This window comes from Pseudooceanicola endophyticus, from assembly GCF_018760365.1.
GTDB lineage: Bacteria > Pseudomonadota > Alphaproteobacteria > Rhodobacterales > Rhodobacteraceae > Pseudooceanicola > Pseudooceanicola endophyticus.
Map to the genome: position 1 here is coordinate 67731 of NZ_JAHIAB010000010.1, position 17202 is coordinate 84932.

Annotated in this window: 19 protein-coding genes and 1 tRNA gene; 10 read left to right on the forward strand and 10 right to left on the reverse strand. The window is 65.7% G+C overall.

What is annotated here, in order from left to right:
• Nucleotides 1-10: 10 nt before the first annotated feature.
• From KM176_RS16780 to aat, 7 genes are all read left to right on the forward strand, one after another.
• Nucleotides 11-775 (forward strand): ABC transporter ATP-binding protein, encoded by a 765-nt coding sequence (locus KM176_RS16780; RefSeq protein WP_160895177.1) that lies wholly within the window; start codon nucleotides 11-13, stop codon nucleotides 773-775.
• A gap of 9 nt (nucleotides 776-784) precedes the next feature.
• Nucleotides 785-1540 (forward strand): ABC transporter ATP-binding protein, encoded by a 756-nt coding sequence (locus KM176_RS16785; protein ID WP_160895176.1) that lies wholly within the window; start codon nucleotides 785-787, stop codon nucleotides 1538-1540.
• A gap of 94 nt (nucleotides 1541-1634) precedes the next feature.
• Nucleotides 1635-3584: an acetate--CoA ligase gene (gene acs, locus KM176_RS16790; RefSeq protein WP_160895175.1), complete on the forward strand. Its 1950-nt coding sequence runs from the start codon at nucleotides 1635-1637 to the stop codon at nucleotides 3582-3584.
• A 150-nt stretch (nucleotides 3585-3734) separates the two neighbouring features.
• A complete protein-coding gene (locus KM176_RS16795; RefSeq protein WP_160895174.1) occupies nucleotides 3735-4457 on the forward strand; it encodes a PRC-barrel domain-containing protein in 723 nt (240 codons plus the stop codon).
• Between the two features lie 153 nt (nucleotides 4458-4610).
• A complete protein-coding gene (gene accB, locus KM176_RS16800) occupies nucleotides 4611-5105 on the forward strand; it encodes an acetyl-CoA carboxylase biotin carboxyl carrier protein (RefSeq protein ID WP_160895173.1) in 495 nt (164 codons plus the stop codon).
• Nucleotides 5106-5115: 10 nt separating this feature from the next.
• Nucleotides 5116-6465 (forward strand): acetyl-CoA carboxylase biotin carboxylase subunit, encoded by a 1350-nt coding sequence (gene accC, locus KM176_RS16805; protein WP_160895172.1) that lies wholly within the window; start codon nucleotides 5116-5118, stop codon nucleotides 6463-6465.
• Nucleotides 6466-6571: 106 nt separating this feature from the next.
• Nucleotides 6572-7219 (forward strand): leucyl/phenylalanyl-tRNA--protein transferase, encoded by a 648-nt coding sequence (gene aat / locus KM176_RS16810; protein ID WP_160895171.1) that lies wholly within the window; start codon nucleotides 6572-6574, stop codon nucleotides 7217-7219.
• A gap of 33 nt (nucleotides 7220-7252) precedes the next feature.
• On the opposite strand, the gene KM176_RS16815 is transcribed toward aat, so the two are convergent.
• The 6 genes from KM176_RS16815 to KM176_RS16840 form a co-directional block, all read right to left on the reverse strand.
• Nucleotides 7253-7750, reverse strand: coding sequence for a DUF2155 domain-containing protein (locus KM176_RS16815; RefSeq protein ID WP_160895170.1), 498 nt, complete (start codon nucleotides 7748-7750; stop codon nucleotides 7253-7255).
• The gene (gene mlaD / locus KM176_RS16820; RefSeq protein WP_160895169.1) at nucleotides 7747-8226 is read right to left on the reverse strand and encodes an outer membrane lipid asymmetry maintenance protein MlaD; all 480 of its coding nucleotides are present in this window, start codon (nucleotides 8224-8226) and stop codon (nucleotides 7747-7749) included. Before mlaD ends, KM176_RS16815 begins: the two co-directional genes overlap by 4 nt.
• Nucleotides 8227-8267: 41 nt before the next feature.
• On the reverse strand, nucleotides 8268-8651 hold the full coding sequence (locus KM176_RS16825) for an NADH:ubiquinone oxidoreductase subunit NDUFA12 (protein ID WP_160895168.1): 384 nt from the start codon (nucleotides 8649-8651) through the stop codon (nucleotides 8268-8270).
• Between the two features lie 108 nt (nucleotides 8652-8759).
• On the reverse strand, nucleotides 8760-9116 hold the full coding sequence (locus KM176_RS16830; RefSeq protein ID WP_160895167.1) for a RidA family protein: 357 nt from the start codon (nucleotides 9114-9116) through the stop codon (nucleotides 8760-8762).
• 66 nt (nucleotides 9117-9182) lie between these two features.
• Complete coding sequence (gene clpX, locus KM176_RS16835) at nucleotides 9183-10448, reverse strand: ATP-dependent Clp protease ATP-binding subunit ClpX (protein WP_160895166.1); 1266 nt, start codon at nucleotides 10446-10448, stop codon at nucleotides 9183-9185.
• 151 nt (nucleotides 10449-10599) lie between these two features.
• Nucleotides 10600-11232 carry an ATP-dependent Clp protease proteolytic subunit gene (locus KM176_RS16840; protein ID WP_160895165.1) on the reverse strand — a complete coding sequence of 211 codons (633 nt, stop codon included), beginning with the start codon at nucleotides 11230-11232 and terminating at the stop codon, nucleotides 10600-10602.
• Nucleotides 11233-11493: 261 nt separating this feature from the next.
• Between KM176_RS16840 and KM176_RS16845 the strand changes: the two genes are divergently transcribed.
• Complete coding sequence (locus tag KM176_RS16845) at nucleotides 11494-12186, forward strand: DUF1045 domain-containing protein (protein ID WP_160895164.1); 693 nt, start codon at nucleotides 11494-11496, stop codon at nucleotides 12184-12186.
• Between the two features lie 158 nt (nucleotides 12187-12344).
• Here KM176_RS16845 and KM176_RS16850 read toward each other — a convergent pair whose 3' ends face one another.
• From KM176_RS16850 to KM176_RS16860, 3 genes are all read right to left on the reverse strand, one after another.
• Nucleotides 12345-13202: an acyl-CoA thioesterase gene (locus KM176_RS16850; protein WP_160895163.1), complete on the reverse strand. Its 858-nt coding sequence runs from the start codon at nucleotides 13200-13202 to the stop codon at nucleotides 12345-12347.
• Nucleotides 13203-13270: 68 nt separating this feature from the next.
• Nucleotides 13271-14470, reverse strand: a complete 1200-nt coding sequence (locus KM176_RS16855) for an MFS transporter (RefSeq protein WP_236045348.1) — start codon at nucleotides 14468-14470, stop codon at nucleotides 13271-13273.
• A gap of 321 nt (nucleotides 14471-14791) precedes the next feature.
• Nucleotides 14792-14878: transfer RNA gene (locus KM176_RS16860), tRNA-Leu, on the reverse strand.
• A 239-nt stretch (nucleotides 14879-15117) separates the two neighbouring features.
• On the opposite strand from KM176_RS16860, the gene lipB reads away from it, so the two are divergent.
• Nucleotides 15118-15795: a lipoyl(octanoyl) transferase LipB gene (lipB, locus tag KM176_RS16865; RefSeq protein ID WP_160895162.1), complete on the forward strand. Its 678-nt coding sequence runs from the start codon at nucleotides 15118-15120 to the stop codon at nucleotides 15793-15795.
• Here lipB and KM176_RS16870 read toward each other — a convergent pair.
• Nucleotides 15747-16388 carry a TetR/AcrR family transcriptional regulator gene (locus KM176_RS16870; RefSeq protein ID WP_160895161.1) on the reverse strand — a complete coding sequence of 214 codons (642 nt, stop codon included), beginning with the start codon at nucleotides 16386-16388 and terminating at the stop codon, nucleotides 15747-15749. The two genes, lipB and KM176_RS16870, sit on opposite strands and share 49 nt — an antisense overlap.
• 273 nt (nucleotides 16389-16661) lie before the next feature.
• On the opposite strand from KM176_RS16870, the gene KM176_RS16875 reads away from it, so the two are divergent.
• A complete protein-coding gene (locus KM176_RS16875; protein ID WP_160895160.1) occupies nucleotides 16662-17102 on the forward strand; it encodes a c-type cytochrome in 441 nt (146 codons plus the stop codon).
• The last annotated feature ends 100 nt before the right edge of the window (nucleotides 17103-17202 follow it).

Here is a 17202-nt window from a genome sequence, read left to right on the forward strand (position 1 = left end):
GGAGGCAACCATGGGCATTCTCGAAGTCAAGAACGTGGGCAAGCGCTTCGGCGGGTTGCAGGCGCTCTCCAACGTCAATCTTTCGATTGCGGAAAACACCGTACATGCGCTGATCGGACCGAACGGCGCGGGCAAGTCCACCCTGCTGAACTGCCTGGTGGGCAAGCTGATCCCCGATACCGGCTCCGTCATGTTCGACGGCCAGTCGGTGCTGGGCCGCACGCCCTATGAAATCAACCAGATGGGTATTTCCCGCGTTTTCCAGACGCCCGAGATCTTCGGCGACCTGACGGTGATGGAGAACATGATGATCCCCTGCCTTGCCAAGCGCGACGGGGTCTTCAAGCTGAACGCCCTGCGCACCCTGGGCCGCGATGCGGAGATCCGCGACAAGGCCGAGCAGATGCTGATCGACATGAACATGATCGAGAAGCGCGAGATGCATTCGGCCTCCATGTCGCGGGGCGACAAGCGGCGGCTGGAAATCGGCATGTGCCTGGCGCAGGAACCCCGCCTGCTGCTGCTTGATGAACCCACCGCCGGGATGGCGCGGGCGGATACCAACAACACCATCGACCTGCTGAAGCAGATCAAGGCCGAACGCGACATCACCATCGCCATCATCGAGCACGACATGCACGTCGTGTTCTCTCTTGCCGAAAGGATCACCGTTCTGGCCCAGGGCACCCCCCTGGTCGAGGACGTGCCGGAGAAGATCAAGGGCCATCCGAAGGTGCGCGAAGCCTATCTGGGCGAAAGCGCGGCAGCCGCATAGGGGACAGACATGAACACCAGAGCCGATTTCTCGAAGGGCCACAACCTGGCCGAAACCGCGCCCGCCTTCCTCTCCGTCTGGAACATGGAGAGCTACTACGGCGAAAGCTACATCGTGCAGAACGTCAGCTTCAACGTCCACGAGGGAGAGATCCTGGCACTGCTGGGGCGCAACGGCGCCGGCAAGACCAGCACCCTGCGCTCCATCGCGCGGATGAACGCGCCGCAGGTGATGAAGGGCGAAATCTGGCTGGACCACCAGCCCCTGCACCGGATGACCAGCTACCAGGCAGCGCAGGCGGGCATCGGCCTCGTGCCCGAGGACCGCTCGATCATTCCCGGCCTGACGGTCGAGGAAAACATCAAGCTGGCTCAGATCGCCCCGCCCATCGGCTGGTCCATCGACCGTCTCTACGACCTGTTCCCGCGCCTCGGCGAACGGCGGATGCAGGAGGGCGTCACCCTCTCGGGAGGCGAGCAGCAGATGCTGGCCATCGCCCGGGCGCTGGCGCGCGACATCAAGGTGCTGCTGCTGGACGAACCCTACGAGGGGCTGGCCCCGGTCATCGTCGACGAGATCGAGAAGACCCTGCGGGTGATCAAGGAACAGGGCATCACCACGATCCTGGTCGAACAGAATGCCGTGAGGGCGCTTGAACTGGCCGACCGGGCGGTCATCCTCGATACCGGGTCGGTGGTCTACGACGGCTCTGCCGCCGAGGTCCTCGCCAACGAGGAACTGCGCGCCGAATATCTGGCGATCTGACCCAGGCCTGCGGCGAACGTATCGGTTGCCGGTCGTCCGCCGCAGGCGTACCCATATTGTTGAGGAAAGACATTCGAAGGGAGGAGGCCCCGAGATGAACGATCAAGCGTTTACCCCCAGCGCAGATTTTACCCGCGACGCCCATATCGACATCGCCACGTACGACAGGATGTACAAGGCCAGCATTGCAGACCCCGAAGCCTTCTGGGGCGAACAGGGCAAGCGGCTGGACTGGATGCAGCCCTACACCACCGTCAAGGACACCAACTTCACCCTGGGCGAGGTGTCGATCAAGTGGTTCGCCGACGGTACGCTGAACGCATCCGTGAACTGCATCGACCGGCACCTGAAGACCCGCGGCAACCAGGCCGCGCTGATCTTCGAACCCGACGATCCCGGCGCCCAGGCCCAGTCGATCACCTATCGCGACCTGCACCGCCGGGTCTGCCGCATGGCCAACGTGCTGCGCGACATGGGCGTGGGCAAGGGCGACCGGGTGATCATCTACCTGCCGATGATCCCCGAGGCCGCCTATGCGATGCTGGCCTGCGCCCGCATCGGCGCGATCCATTCGGTGGTCTTCGCCGGGTTTTCCCCGGATGCGCTTGGCGCCCGGATCAACGGCTGCGACGCCAAGGTGGTGATCACCGCCGATTACGCGCCGCGCGGCGGTCGCAAGACACCGCTGAAATCCAACACCGACACCGCGCTGCTGCACTGCAAGGACACGGTGAAATGCCTGATGGTGCGCCGCACCGGCGATCAGGTCACCTGGATCCCCGAGCGCGACTACGACTACAACGAACTGACGCTGGAGGCCGACGACTACTGCAAGCCCGAGGAGATGAACGCCGAGGACCCGCTGTTCATCCTCTACACCTCCGGCTCCACCGGCCAGCCCAAGGGCGTGGTGCATACCACCGGCGGCTACCTCGTCTACACCGCGATGACGCATGAGCTGGTCTTCGACTACCATGACGGCGACACCTACTGGTGCTCGGCGGATGTGGGCTGGGTGACGGGGCACAGCTACATCGTCTACGGGCCGCTGGCGAACGGCGCGACCTCCCTGATGTTCGAGGGCGTGCCGACCTACCCCGATCCCGGCCGCTTCTGGGCGGTCTGCGAAAAGCACAAGGTGACGCAGTTCTACACTGCCCCCACCGCCATCCGCGCCCTGATGGGCCAGGGGCCGGAATGGGTGGACAAGTACGACCTGTCGACCCTGCGGGTGCTGGGCACCGTGGGCGAACCGATCAACCCCGAGGCCTGGAACTGGTACAACGATCATGTCGGCAAGGGCCGCTGCCCGATCGTCGACACCTGGTGGCAGACCGAAACCGGCGGACACCTGCTGACGCCGCTGCCCGGCGCCACGCCGCTCAAGCCCGGCTCGGCCACCCTGCCCTTCTTCGGCGTGGAGCCGGTGGTGCTGGACCCCCATTCCGGCCAGGAGATCGAGGAGACCAAATGCGAGGGCGTGCTGTGCATCAAGGACAGCTGGCCGGCCCAGATGCGCACCGTCTGGGGCGATCACGAGCGCTTCGAGAAGACCTATTTCAGCGACTACAAGGGTTACTACTTCTCCGGCGACGGCTGCCGGAGGGACGAGGACGGCTATTACTGGATCACGGGCCGCGTCGATGACGTGATCAACGTCTCGGGCCACCGCATGGGCACCGCCGAGGTCGAAAGCGCCCTGGTCGCGCACCAGAAGGTCGCCGAGGCCGCGGTGGTGGGCTATCCGCATCCGATCAAGGGCCAGGGCATCTATGCCTACGTGACCCTGATGCACGGAGAGGAGCCCTCCGACGATCTGCGCAAGGAGCTGGAACGCTGGGTGCGCTCGGAAATCGGGCCGATCGCCAAGCCCGACCTGATCCAGTGGGCGCCGGGCCTGCCCAAGACGCGCTCGGGCAAGATCATGCGCCGGATCCTTAGGAAGATCGCCGAGAACGATTTCGGCAGCCTCGGGGACACGTCCACCCTGGCCGATCCCGCCGTGGTGGACGAGCTGATCGAGAACCGGATGAACCGGGACTAACCCCCAGTTCATCGCTGCGAAAATTCCGCCCCCGGCCGCGCGAGTGGCCGGGGGCATTTTTCCGCCTATGGCGAAAGCTGCATGAAATCAATCGGAACCCAGGGCGGCCCGGCCTCGTTATCTCCCCGAACGACGGAAAGGAGATCCGCCATGAAACCGATCAAGACCCTGATGACCAGTGTTGCCGCCCTTGCCATCCTTGCAGGTCCGACCCTGGCCCAGACCACGACGAGCTCCGACTCCGAGCTGAACCTCTCTGCCGGGGTCAACAACGGCCAGGTGACGACCGACGCCCAGGCGCAGACCCAGACCGACAGCGACGGCACGCTGAAGAAGAAGGTCGAGAACGGCGCCGATGCCACCGCCGATGCCGCCGGCAAGGCCGGTGAGGCGATCAAGAACGGCGCCCAGAACACCATGGAGGCCGCCGGCAACGCCGCCGACACCGCCGGCGAGAAAATGAAGGAAGGTGCCTCTGCCACCGCCTCGGCTGTCGACAAGGGCATGACCAAGGCCGGTGAGAAGATGGAGGATACCGCCGACAAGATGGCCGGCAACGACCTGTCGCCCTCCACCCTGACCGTGGGTGCGCTGCTGGGCGCCGACGTGATGGTCGGCGAGAACGACAGCATCGGCGAGATCGACAATGTCGTCGTCGTCAACGGCAAGGAAATGGCCGTCATCGGTGTCGGCGGCTTCCTGGGCCTGGGCGAACATGACGTCGCCGTCCCGCTGAGCGACCTCTCCAGCGACGGCAGCAATGTCTGGGCCAAGGGCTATTCCAAGGACCAGCTGAAGCAGATGGCCGAGTTCGACGCGGATAGCGCTACCGCCGTCAGCAACGACGAACCGGTGCAGCTGGGCGCCTCGTGACGCCAGATCACCGGAATTTGCAATGAAATGCAGGGGGCCGTTCCGTCAGGAGCGGCCCCCGTCCTGTCATCCACGGCTTTTCCTTGCCCCATGCATTCACTATAAGCGGTGCATCACGGGGGCCGGAGGGCCCGCAATCCGACCGAGGGTGCAATGACCGAAAAGACGCATGACGCAGACGTGGCCTTCATCAAGGCTCTGGCAGAGCTGCTGCGCGACAACGACCTGACCGAACTTGAAGTGAAGCGGGAATACGCCAAGGACGACCAGCTGAACGTCCGAGTGAGCCGCAAGGCAGAGATCGCCGCGACCGTGGCGATGCCGGCTCCGGTGGCCGCGGCCCCGGTGGCCGCCGCCGCTCCGGCCCCGGCTGCCGCTCCGGCCGCCGCCGCTTCCGACGATCCCGCCGACCATCCCGGTGCGGTGACCTCGCCCATGGTGGGCACGGTCTACCTGCAGCCGGAACCCTCGGCCCCCGCCTTCGTCAAGGTGGGCGACCAGGTGTCCGAAGGCGACACGCTGCTGATCGTCGAAGCCATGAAGACCATGAACCACATTCCGGCGCCGAAATCCGGTACGGTCAAGCGCATCCTGGTCGAGGACAAGGCCGCGGTCGAATACGGCTCGCCCCTCATGATCATCGAGTGAGGATCGTCCCATGTTCGACAAGATCCTGATCGCGAACCGAGGCGAGATCGCGCTGCGCGTGATCCGCGCGGCGCAGGAAATGGGCATCAAGAGCGTCGCGGTGCATTCCACCGCCGATGCCGATGCCATGCACGTCCGGATGGCCGACGAAAGCGTCTGCATCGGGCCGAATTCCAGCGCCGAAAGCTACCTCTCGATCCCGGCGATCATCGCCGCGGCCGAGGTGACCGGCGCCCAGGCGATCCACCCGGGCTACGGCTTCCTGTCGGAAAACGCCGCCTTCGTGCAGATCGTCGAAGACCACGGCATCTCCTTCATCGGGCCGCGTGCGGAGCATATCCGCATCATGGGCGACAAGATCACCGCCAAGGACACCATGAAGAAGCTGGGCGTGCCCTGCGTGCCCGGCTCTGACGGTGGCGTGCCCGATCTCGACGCAGCCAAGAAGCTGGGCGAAGAGATGGGCTATCCGGTGATCATCAAGGCGACCGCCGGTGGCGGTGGTCGCGGCATGAAGGTCGCCCACAACGCGAAGGAAATGGAGCACGCCTTCATGACCGCGCGTTCGGAAGCCAAGGCGGCCTTCGGCAACGACGAAGTCTACATCGAGAAGTACCTCACCACCCCCCGCCACATCGAGATCCAGGTCTTCGGTGACGGCAAGGGCAAGGCGGTGCACCTGGGCGAACGCGACTGCTCTCTCCAGCGGCGCCACCAGAAGGTGCTGGAAGAGGCCCCCGGCCCCTGCATCACCGCGGAAGAACGCGCGCGCATCGGCAAGGTCTGCGCCGATGCCGTGGCCGAGATCGGCTATGCCGGTGCCGGCACGATCGAGTTCCTCTACGAGAACGGCGAGTTCTACTTCATCGAGATGAACACCCGTCTTCAGGTGGAACACCCGGTGACGGAATCGATCTTCGGTGTCGACCTGGTGCGCGAACAGATCCGCGTTGCCGAAGGTCTGCCGCTGTCGTTCTCGCAAGAGGACCTGGTGATCAACGGCCACTCGATCGAAGTGCGCATCAACGCCGAGACGGTCCCGGGCTTTGCCCCCCGCCCCGGCACCATCACCGCCTACCACGCCCCCGGCGGGCTGGGCGTGCGGATGGATTCGGCGCTCTACGACGGCTACAAGATCCCGCCCTACTACGACAGCCTGATCGGCAAGCTGATCGTGCACGGCCGCGACCGCCGCGAGGCGCTGGCGCGTCTGCAGCGCGCCCTGGGCGAGCTGATCGTGGACGGCGTGGAAAACACCGTGCCGCTGTTCGAGATGCTCCTGCAGGAGCCCGACATCCAGAACGGCAACTACAACATCCACTGGCTGGAACAATGGCTGGAGCGCACCTTCGCGAAGTGACATCGCTTCGGACCGCGCAAGCGGCAGGGCCTGGCGATCCGTCGCCCGGCCCTGCGCGCCTCGAAAGACACTCTTTCGCAATCCCTTTCGTCGGAGGATCGTCCTCATGAAGGACAATGACACCGGCATTTCCCCCGAGCTTCTGCTGCAGGCCTACATGTCCGGGATCTTCCCGATGGCAGAGGGCCGCGATGATCCGGAACTGTTCTGGGTCGATCCGCGCCGGCGCGGGATCTTCCCGCTGGACGGCTTCCACATCTCGCGCTCGCTCGCGCGGGAGATCCGCAGGATGGATTACACCGTCACCTTCGACCAGGACTTCGAAGGCGTGATGGAGGGCTGCGCCGAGCGCCCCGAAACCTGGATCAATGACGAGATCCGCGCGCTTTACGGCGCGCTGCACGCCCGCGGCAATGCCCATTCGGTCGAGGTCTGGAACCTTGAGGGCGACCTGATCGGCGGCGTCTACGGGGTCAGCCTGGGGGCGGCCTATTTCGGGGAAAGCATGTTCTCAAGGCGCACGGGGGGATCGAAGATCGCGCTGGCCTGGCTGATCGACCGGCTGCGCCTGACCGGCTTCACCCTGTTCGACACCCAGTTCCTGACCGATCACCTGGCCTCGCTCGGTGCAGAGGAAATCAGCCGCGCCGACTACCACGCCCGCCTGCACGAGGCGCTGCGCCTGCGCGCCGATTTCGATGCCGCCCCGGCACAGGACCGTGACGGCCTGCTGAAACGGCTGAGGGGCCGCTAGGGCCCCTCTCCTGCCGTCATCCTGGCAGATCGATCAGTCGTTCGGAATGTCCGACGGCGCGCTGTCGCTGTCGCCGCTGTCATCGGGCACGGGGTTCGCCCCTTCACTGAAATCGGGCGCGGTGGCGGGCTGTTCGGCCCCGGCCGGCACCGTGCAGCGCAGCGCCCAGACATCGTAGCGGAAATGATCCAGCGCGTTCAGCGCCGGGCTGGAGGCGATCATCCAGCCATCGAACAGGTCGCTCTTGGCCTTGCCGGGTTCCGTGATGGTCAGGTAGGCGAAGGCATCCCCCGCCGGGTTGCCGACCGGATAGCGGCAATCCTTCAGCGTGATGACCAGCGTGCCGTATTTCACGCTTTCGCCGTTCTTGAGGGTGAAGTCCGTGGTCCTGGCGTCGATCTTGTCGAGGCCCCGGATCATCGCTCCGGTGCCCTCGCTGACCTGGTCCTGGACTACGGTCTGCGCATCGGCGCTGCCCGCCATCGCCAGTGCGGCGGCAGAGGCCAGCACGAGGCCTTTCAGTCTTGTCATTGCGTCCCCGAGGAATCGTCGCTGCTCTTGTCGCCACCACCGGCGACGAACTTCAGCAGAAGGTTGATCAGGCTGACCGCACCCTGGGTATCCACCACCTCATCTCCGGGAGCGAGGTTCATCGGAGAGCCGCCGGGCAGGATCTCCACGTAATTGCCACCAAGCAGCCCCTCCGAGGAAATCACGATCTGGCTATCCTCGGGGATCTCGATGTTTTTCTGCACGGTAAAGTTGGCATCCGCGCGGAAGGTCTTGGGATCAAAGCTGATGCCGGTGACGGTGCCCACCTTCACGCCGGCCATGCGGACATCGGTGCCCAGCTTGACCCCCTCGATCGAACGGAAGGAGGCATGCAGGTTGTAGCCCGCCGGCCCGCCGCCGACACCGGCGACCTGGCCGATGTAGATCAGGAAGGCCGCGGCAACGGCCAGCACGCCCGCGCCGACGGCGACTTCGGTGGTCTTGTAGGTGGACATCAGAGTTTCCGGCTGTTGGGAGGACAGGGAGGAGGAGCGCCTTATTCCGGCTGCCAGGCTTCGTAATCCTGGCGCGGACGGGGTTCGGGCCGCCGGATCGAGCCCGCCGGCGCATAGGCCAGCGGCGTGCCCGTCAGGTTCTCCTGGTGGGGTTTTTCCCAGGGCTTGTGGGCCAGAGGCTTGTCGGTCGGCGGCGCATCATAGGTGTGATGCAGCCAGCCATGCCAGTCCGGGTCGATCCGGCTGGCCTCGACCTCACCGTTGTAGATGACCCAGCGGCGGGCACCGTCGCCAAGCTGGTAGAAGACGTTGCCCTGGCTGTCCTCGCCGACCTTCTGGCCCTTGCGCTTGGTGTAAAGCGCCGTGCCGATGGTCGAACCGTTCCACCAGGTGACGGCTTTCAGGAAATTGCTGAGAATGGCCATGAACAACTCCTCTGTTGATCGGGTCCGTTATGACGAATGGGGCGGCTGAGGTCCAGAGGCAGGATGCCCCGCCCCCGCCGGGGGCAACCGCCCCGGGCAGCACGCCGCTCAGGCAAGCGCGGTGACCTCGATTTCGATCCGGTATTTCGCGTCGATCAGCCCGCTTTCGATCATCGTCGCGGCGGGGGGATTCTTGCCGAAGGCCTCCCGCAGGATCGGCCAGCAGGGCTCGAATTCCGTCCGGTCGGGCAGGTAGTAGGTGACCCGCACCGCCCGCTCCAGCGAGGAGCCGGCCTTTTCCAGCGCCGTGCGGATGACCGCCAGGGCGGAGCGGCACTGCTCCTCGACGGTATCGCCCTGACCGACGGTGCCGGCGACATGGACGAAACCGCCGGCGACGACCGCGCGACAGTAGCCGATCTTCTCTTCGAAGGGGCTGCCGGAGGACAAACGGGTGATGGTCATGGGAACCTCATGAAAAAGGCGGGGCACTGCGCCCCGCCTTGCGATATTTCAGCCCTGCCGCCGGGATCAACCCGCGGTGACTTCGCCCTTCTTGGCATCGGCGTAGATCAGCAGCGGTGCCGCCGGAGAGGTCACGGCCTCTTCGTTCACCACCACCTCGTTGACGCCTTCCATGCCCGGAAGTTCGAACATCGTGTCGAGCAGGATGTCCTCCAGGATGGAGCGCAGGCCGCGCGCGCCGGTCTTGCGTTCGATGGCCTTCTTGGCGATCGCGTTCAGCGCGTCGTCGGTGAAGGTCAGGTCGACGTTCTCAAGCTCGAACAGGCGCTGGTACTGCTTGACCAGAGCGTTCTTGGGCTGGGTCAGGATGGTGACCAGAGCGTCCTCATCCAGGTCTTCCAGCGTTGCCAGAACCGGCAGACGACCGACGAATTCCGGGATCAGGCCGAACTTCAGCAGGTCTTCCGGCTCCAGGTCCTTGAAGATCTCGCCCACGCCGCGGTTGTCGTTGTCCCGCACATCGGCACCAAAGCCCATGGCGCTGCCCTTGCCGCGCTGCGCGATGATCTTGTCGAGGCCCGCGAAGGCGCCGCCGCAGATGAACAGGATGTTCGTGGTGTCCACCTGCAGGAATTCCTGCTGGGGATGCTTGCGCCCGCCCTGCGGCGGCACCGAGGCCACGGTGCCTTCCATCAGCTTCAGCAGCGCCTGCTGCACGCCCTCGCCCGAGACGTCGCGGGTGATCGAGGGGTTTTCCGACTTGCGGGTGATCTTGTCGACCTCGTCGATGTAGACGATGCCGCGCTGCGCCTTCTCGACGTTGTATTCCGAGGCCTGAAGCAGCTTCAGGATGATGTTTTCCACGTCCTCGCCGACGTAACCGGCTTCGGTCAGCGTGGTCGCATCGGCCATGGTGAAGGGCACATCCAGGATGCGTGCCAGCGTCTGCGCCAGCAGCGTCTTGCCGCAGCCGGTGGGGCCGATCAGCAGGATGTTGGATTTCGCAAGCTCGATATCCCCGCCCTTGGCAGAGTTGTTCAGACGCTTGTAGTGGTTGTGCACGGCAACCGAGAGAACCCGCTTGGCCCGCATCTGGCCGATCACGTAATCGTCCAGAACGCCGCAGATGTCCTTCGGGGTCGGCACGCCGTCGGTGGCCTTCAACCCGCTGGACTTGGTCTCCTCGCGGATGATGTCCATGCAAAGCTCGACGCATTCGTCACAGATGAATACGGTCGGTCCCGCAATCAGCTTGCGAACCTCGTGCTGGCTCTTGCCGCAGAAGCTGCAGTAGAGCGTGTTCTTGCTGTCACCGCCAGAATTCGTCGCCATTTCTATTTACCTTTCGCCCCGCAGGGCTCTGCTTGCGCACCTCGGACCCCACGCCATCCTCTGTAACAAGAGTAGGACAGCACCCGCGGGTGGACAACACCTGAGTTGTCCTTTTGCCCTCCCCCGCCGTCACGGAAGAGGGCTGGACGATTTACGCAGCGCCGCCCGTCAGGGCGTCACGGCTTTCGACGATCTCGTCGATCAGACCCCAGTCCTTGGCTTCCTGGGCCGACATGAAGTTGTCACGCTCCAGCGCATCGACAACCGTCTGGTAGTCCTGGCCGGTATGCTTGACGTAGATCTTGTTGAGGCGCTCTTTCAGCTTCTCGGTGTGGCGGGCATGGATCAGGATGTCCGTCGCCTGGCCCTGGTAGCCGCCCGAGGGCTGGTGCACCATGACTTCCGAGTTCGGCAGCGAGAAGCGCATGCCGGCGGCACCGCCCGCCAGCAGCAGCGAGCCCATGGAGGCCGCCTGGCCCACCACCAGCGTCGAGACCTTCGGCTTGATGTACTGCATGGTGTCGTAGATCGACAGGCCGGAGGTCACGACACCACCCGGGCTGTTGATGTACATGGAGATTTCCTTGGACGGGTTCTCCGCCTCCAGGTGCAGCAGCTGGGCCACGATCAGGCTGGACATGCCGTCATGCACCGGGCCGGAGAGGAAGATGATCCGTTCCTTCAGCAGCCGAGAGAAGATGTCGTAGGCGCGCTCCCCGCGGCTCGTCTGCTCGACGACCATGGGAACCAGATTGTTCATGTAAAAGTCTACCGGATCGTGCATTCCGCCCCTGCCTTCGATGTACTTTTCGACCCCTAGCGATCGAACCCTAACAGAGTCTTAGTTGTGGCCCTGCCCCGCTGCAAGGGCAGCCGGTCAATTTGCGTCGCCTGCGGTTAACGGGCGCCCCGCGCAGGGCGGCCCTTCGGGGCCGGGGCAATGACGCGAACGTGACGCCACCGGCGCCCTGCCCGGATCTGCGCGCCGGTCATTTCCCTGTCATCCTGCAGCCGCTAGAAGGGCCGAAATGCCGCGGAGGATCCGATGACCTTTTTCACGCGCTACGCGATCTACTACCTGCCGGAGCCCGGGCCGCTGGCCGATTTCGGCGCCCGGTGGCTGGGCTGGGATGTCCAGGCCGGCACCCCTGCCGCCCCGACCGAAACCGACCTGCCGCTGGAGCAGCTGACCGCGACGCCGCGCAAGTACGGCTTCCACGCCACCATCAAGCCGCCCTTCCGCCTGCCCCCCGGCACCACTCCCGAGGCGCTGGCTGAAACCGCCCGCGCGCTCTGCGCCGCGCTGGCGCCGGTGACACTGGAGGGGCTCTGCCCGACCCTGCTGGGGCGGTTCCTGGCGCTGACACCCGAAGGCGACACGGCGGCCCTCTCTGCCCTGGCCTCCGAAGTGGTGCGCGACCTCGACGCCTTCCGCGCCCCCGCCACCGAAGCCGAGCTGGAAAAGCGCCGCAAGGCCCGGCTCAGCCCGCGCCAGGACCAGCTGCTGACCCGCTGGGGCTATCCCTACGTGCTGGAAGAGTTTCGCTTCCACATGACCCTGACCGGGCGACTGACGCCCGGGCAGGCCGGGGCCACCGCCGCCGCACTGGCGGATCTGCTGAAAAATGTGCCGCTGCGCCCGCTGGAGATCCGCGACCTGTGCCTGTGCGGCGAGGATGCCGAGGGCCGTTTCCATCTGGTCGAACGCCTGCCGCTGGGACAGGGCAACAGGCCCTGAGCCGCGCCGCAGTCCGGCAATGGCGGATTTTCGCTTTTCCTGCGGCCCCCTGTCACTGGCACGACATTTTCGGCTGCGATAAAGATCGGGAAAAGTGATTTCATCAGGTTAGGCGGCGCTCTTCCTTCGGGAAGGCGCCGCCTTTTTTCCTGCGGCGGTCAGTCCCGGACCCGCAGCAGCGCCTCCTGACGAACGCTGGCGACCAGCTGGCCCTCGCGGGTGAAGACCCGCCCCTCGCACAGGCCGCGCGACCGGCCCGCCCAGGAACTGCGCAGCCCGTAAAGCAGCCAGTCATCCATCCGGAAATCATCGTGGAACCACAGCGCGTGATCCAGAGAGGCGGTGCGGTTGCCCTCGTCGAACAGATCGCGCCCATGCTTCCACAGCGCGCTCGGCAGCAGGCCAAGGTCCGAGGCATAGGCCAGCGCGGTGCGATGCAGGCCCGGATCCTCGCCCAGCGGCTGGCGGGCGCGCATCCAGCGAAAGATTTCGCCCTCGACGGGACCGTCCGCGAAGGGCGGCGTGGGGGTGGCGGGGCGGATCTCGATCGGGCGGTTGCGTTCGTAGAAGGCCCGGGCCCGCGGGCTGAGCCCCTCGCCCATCGCCATCACCAGATCGTAATCGCTGGGCAGGTCCTCGGGCGGGGCGATGCCTTCGGGCATCGGATCCTGGTGCACCATGCCCCCCGTACCCCGGTTGAACGAGGCCGAAAGCGTCAGGATCGGGCGGCCGGCCTGGATCGCCACCACCCGGCGGGTGGAAAAGCTGCGCCCCTCCATGTCGCGGTTGACCTGGTAGAGGACGGGCTGCGTGGCATCGCCCGGACGCATGAAATAGGCATGAAGGGAATGGCAGGGCCGCTCTGGCTCGACCGTGCGGGTGGCGGCGGCCAGCGCCTGGGAGATCACCTGCCCGCCAAAGCTGCGGCCCTGCCCGTTCGGGGTGGCAATGCCGCGGAAATAGTCCTGCTCGATGGTCTCGACATCGAGAATGGGAACGAGGATGTCGCTGCTCATGGGGCCTCCTGCCGTGTCGAGCCGGAGGATCGCTCTTCCGGCCCGGATTGCAAGAGGTTCGGCCCGCCTCAGGTCGGCATCATGCCGCGGCGGCTGGGCGCATCATCGACGACCGCGACGATCCAGACCAGGATGCCGGCGACAGACAGCCCGGCACCGACCAGGCCCATGGTCGGCCAGCCGGCCCCCATCGACAGCGCCATGCCGCCCAGGAACGGGCCAAGCGCGTTGGCGACGTTGAAGGCGCTGTGGTTCAGCGCCACCGCCAGCGTGGGGGCCTCGCCGCCCAGATCCATCAGGCGCATCTGCAGGATAGTGCTGAGGCCGCCGGTCAGACCGATGGCAAACAGCGCGGCAGCGGTCAGCCACATGCTGTAGATGTCGACGGCGAACCAGTAGCCCACCAGCAGCACGGCGCTGCAGGCCAGCGTGATGCCGGTCGCACCGGTCACCGACTTGTCGGCGCCCCAGCCGCAGACCATCTGCCCCAGGGTCATGCCGATGCCGAAGATCATCAGCATGATCGGCGCGGCGGTTTCCGGGGCGTGGAAATGCAGCATCATGGTCGAAGCCACGTAGGTATAGACCGCGAACATGCCGCCGGTCCCGATGGCGCCGATCAGCAGGGTCAGCCAGATCTGCCGCGATTTCAGCGCCGAAAGCTCGTTCAGGGGGCTGGCATTGGCCGGCGCGGGCAGCTGCGGCGCAAGCGCGCGCACGGTCAGGGCACAGCCTGCGGCCAGCGCCACCACCAGCACGAAGCTCCAGCGCCAGCCGATCTGGGCGCCGAAGATATTGGCCATCGGCACGCCGAGGATCGTCGCCACCGTCAGGCCCATCATCACGCGGCTGACCGCCTGGGACCTCTTGCCGCGCTCGTACATCGAGGCGGCCATCAGCGCGGCCACGCCGAAATAGGCGCCATGCGGCAGCCCGGCCAGGAACCGGGTCGCCACGAAGGTGCCCCAGGTCGGGGCCAGGATCGAGAGGCCGTTGGCCACGGCATAGAAGCTCATCAGCGCGACCAGCAGGGCCCGGCGGGACACCCTGGCGCCCAGCAGCGCCAGGATCGGCGCGCCGATGCACACGCCCAGGGCATAGGCGCTGATCGCATGGCCCGCCGGGGCCTCTCCGACCCCGTAATCGCGGGCGAAATACGGCAGAATCGACATGGTCGCGAATTCGGCCACCCCGATGGCGAAACCACCCAGGGCAAGCGCCAGCATAATCAGGCCGCGGCGCGCGGCAGTCGCATCATCGCTCATCATGAGGATAACTCCGGTACGGATTGCGGCTGCCGCAGGGCCGTCATCCGCAGCCCCGGCGACAGCCGGTCATTCAAATCATCAGTGAGTCGGGCCTGAGGGAGGAAAGCCCGCTTCCTGACATGATCATCGCCCTCCCGGGGCCTCAAGCCCCGCAGAGTGCCAAGACGGGTTTGCATCGCGTGCACCTGCTCATCAGCGCACAACCGAAGGGTTAAAACCCCCTCTTCTTCGCGCCTGCAGCATGATCCGGAGCCTGCCCCGGGCGATGCCAAAAACGAAAGCGGCCCCTCTTGCGAGGGGCCGCTTTCGCTAGCCTCTAACTGGTGCGGTCGAAAGGACTCGAACCTTCACGGGTGTTACCCCACAGCGACCTCAACGCTGCGCGTCTACCAATTCCGCCACGACCGCACGTGATCAGGTAGATGTGAGGGGCGTATACCCATGGCGTTCCGCGATGCCAAGAGGAAAATCGCACGTCCCCGAAGTTTTTCCGGACGCCCCCCGAAATTCCCTTTTTTCAAAGGCTTCACGGCCCAAACCCTATCCTTACGTCAGCTCCGGGGCAGCGGCCCATGGCCTTTTGCGCGGGATCGTCCTAAGCCCTAGCAGACGAATCCCGCAGCACGCCCTTTCAGCGGAGAGCCCTCATGAACACGCAAGACGTCGAATGGATCATCAGCCCCGGCCAGGTCGGCTACGAGGAGGCGCTGGCCTTCATGGAGGCGCGCGTCGCCGCCATTGCCGCCGGTGAGGCCCCCGAGGCGATCTGGCTGCTGGAGCATCCCCCGCTCTATACCGCAGGGACCTCGGCGAAGATCGAGGACCTGAAGGACCCCGAGCGTTTTCCGGTCTTCGAGGCGCGCCGCGGCGGGCAGTACACCTATCACGGCCCGGGCCAGCGGGTGATCTACGTGATGCTGGACCTCAACAAGCGGGGCCGCGACATTCGCGCCTTCGTCGAGCAGCTGGAGACCTGGGTGATCCGCACCCTGAACGGCTTTGGCATCTCGGGCCAGATCCGCGAGGGGCGCGTCGGCGTCTGGGTGCCCCGCCCCGAGAAGGAACGCCTGCCCGACGGCCAGACGCGCGAGGACAAGATTGCCGCCATCGGCATCCGACTGCGCAAATGGGTCAGCTTCCACGGCATCTCGATCAACGTGGAGCCCGAGCTGGAGCATTTCAGCGGCATCGTGCCCTGCGGCATCACCGGCCACGGCGTCACCAGCCTGGTCGACCTGGGCCTGCCGGTGACGATGACCGATCTGGACGTGGCGCTTCAGCAGACCTTCGAAGAGGTCTTCTCTTCCACTGCCGCCACCGCCTGAGGGTCCGAAAGGCCCATCAGCAGGGTGTGGATCATCGCGGACAGCAGGCGCCGGTATTCCCCCGGCCCCTGCCCCGCGACATGGGTGCAACCATGGGCGGCGGCGATCATCTGGGTCGCGGCGGCCGGCAGGCCGGCAATGTGCAGCACGGCTTCCACGTCCTCCCAGATCGCGGCCTCGTAGGCGGTGATCGTGCCCTCCGCGACGACGCGCTTCAGGTAGACCAGCTCCTGCGCATGGGGCGAGGAAAAGAGCACCCGCCAGGGTTCACCAACCGCATGGTCCAGATAGGCGGCCAGGGCATGGCCCAGCTCATCCTCGGCGGTCAGCGCCTCGCGGGCGCGCTCCAGGAAATCGCGGGTCATGCCGGCGGCCAGGGTCGCAAAGATCTCCTCCTTTGAGGAAAACTCAAGGTAAACCGATCCCTTGGCGATGCCGGCGGCGCGGCTGATATCCTCGACCGAGCTGCGCCGGATGCCGCGTTTCAGATACAGCCTGCGCGCCGCATCGAGGATGCGCTGGCGCCGGGCGGTTTCCTGGCTGGGCACCCCGGCGGTGCTGCGGGGCGGCTTCGGCGCGACCGCCGGGCTCATGCGCGGGATCCCCGCCGTGTCTGCCGCAGGCTCTGGCCGTCCGATTGCATCACTCGTCTCCCCGGGAACATCGTTAACGGTGTCGGTATAGCGTCGCCGCCGCGCCGCTCGCAAGCGCGCGGCGAAAGGTGGCGGGGGTTTGCCATCGCGCCGCGCGCTTCGGGTCACATTCGCGCGATGCGACAAATCGTCCATGGGCGGCGGCTTCGGTTCGGCGGCGGAATCCTCTATCCCCTCAGCACCTTGCCATCCTTCCGCCCGCGGAGATCTGCCATGTACCGTTCCCTTTACGCCGCCGCCCTGCTGAGCCTGCTGGCCGGTCACGCCCTGGCCCAGCCCGCCGGAGACCCGGAGGCCGGCAAGCGCCTGTTCAACCGCTGCAAGGCCTGCCACTCCATCGTTTCGCCGACCAAGACCTACGTGCTGGGCGGGCGTACCGGGCCCGACCTTTACGGGGTGATCGGCCACCAGGCCGGCGCGCGGGACGATTTCCGCTATGGCGACGACCTGAAGGAAGCCGGCGAGAAGGGCCTGGTCTGGAACACCGAAAACATCCAGGACTACCTGAAGGATCCGCGCGGCTTCATCAGCGATCAGCTGGGCCGCAAGGCCCGGGTCAAGATGACCTTCAAGCTGGCCAAGGATCAGGCCGATGTCGCCGCCTACCTGGCGCAGTTCTCGGATGCGGACGGGGCGGCCAAGACCGGCAATTGACAACCCTGAATTGAACCCTTTCGGATGCACCTGCCCCTGCGGGCGCACCCGGCCCGGGTCGGTCGCGGACAAAAAAATGTGATCCGGAGCGAAAGCATTT

Coding starts and splice junctions, on each gene's coding strand:
- KM176_RS16780 (WP_160895177.1), top strand. CDS start 11: ATGGGCATTCTCGAAGTCAAGAACGTGGGCAAGCGCTTCGGCGGGTTG.
- KM176_RS16785 (WP_160895176.1), top strand. CDS start 785: ATGAACACCAGAGCCGATTTCTCGAAGGGCCACAACCTGGCCGAAACC.
- acs (WP_160895175.1), top strand. CDS start 1,635: ATGAACGATCAAGCGTTTACCCCCAGCGCAGATTTTACCCGCGACGCC.
- KM176_RS16795 (WP_160895174.1), top strand. CDS start 3,735: ATGAAACCGATCAAGACCCTGATGACCAGTGTTGCCGCCCTTGCCATC.
- accB (WP_160895173.1), top strand. CDS start 4,611: ATGACCGAAAAGACGCATGACGCAGACGTGGCCTTCATCAAGGCTCTG.
- accC (WP_160895172.1), top strand. CDS start 5,116: ATGTTCGACAAGATCCTGATCGCGAACCGAGGCGAGATCGCGCTGCGC.
- aat (WP_160895171.1), top strand. CDS start 6,572: ATGAAGGACAATGACACCGGCATTTCCCCCGAGCTTCTGCTGCAGGCC.
- KM176_RS16815 (WP_160895170.1), bottom strand. CDS start 7,750: ATGACAAGACTGAAAGGCCTCGTGCTGGCCTCTGCCGCCGCACTGGCG.
- mlaD (WP_160895169.1), bottom strand. CDS start 8,226: ATGTCCACCTACAAGACCACCGAAGTCGCCGTCGGCGCGGGCGTGCTG.
- KM176_RS16825 (WP_160895168.1), bottom strand. CDS start 8,651: ATGGCCATTCTCAGCAATTTCCTGAAAGCCGTCACCTGGTGGAACGGT.
- KM176_RS16830 (WP_160895167.1), bottom strand. CDS start 9,116: ATGACCATCACCCGTTTGTCCTCCGGCAGCCCCTTCGAAGAGAAGATC.
- clpX (WP_160895166.1), bottom strand. CDS start 10,448: ATGGCGACGAATTCTGGCGGTGACAGCAAGAACACGCTCTACTGCAGC.
- KM176_RS16840 (WP_160895165.1), bottom strand. CDS start 11,232: ATGCACGATCCGGTAGACTTTTACATGAACAATCTGGTTCCCATGGTC.
- KM176_RS16845 (WP_160895164.1), top strand. CDS start 11,494: ATGACCTTTTTCACGCGCTACGCGATCTACTACCTGCCGGAGCCCGGG.
- KM176_RS16850 (WP_160895163.1), bottom strand. CDS start 13,202: ATGAGCAGCGACATCCTCGTTCCCATTCTCGATGTCGAGACCATCGAG.
- KM176_RS16855 (WP_236045348.1), bottom strand. CDS start 14,470: ATGATGAGCGATGATGCGACTGCCGCGCGCCGCGGCCTGATTATGCTG.
- lipB (WP_160895162.1), top strand. CDS start 15,118: ATGAACACGCAAGACGTCGAATGGATCATCAGCCCCGGCCAGGTCGGC.
- KM176_RS16870 (WP_160895161.1), bottom strand. CDS start 16,388: ATGAGCCCGGCGGTCGCGCCGAAGCCGCCCCGCAGCACCGCCGGGGTG.
- KM176_RS16875 (WP_160895160.1), top strand. CDS start 16,662: ATGTACCGTTCCCTTTACGCCGCCGCCCTGCTGAGCCTGCTGGCCGGT.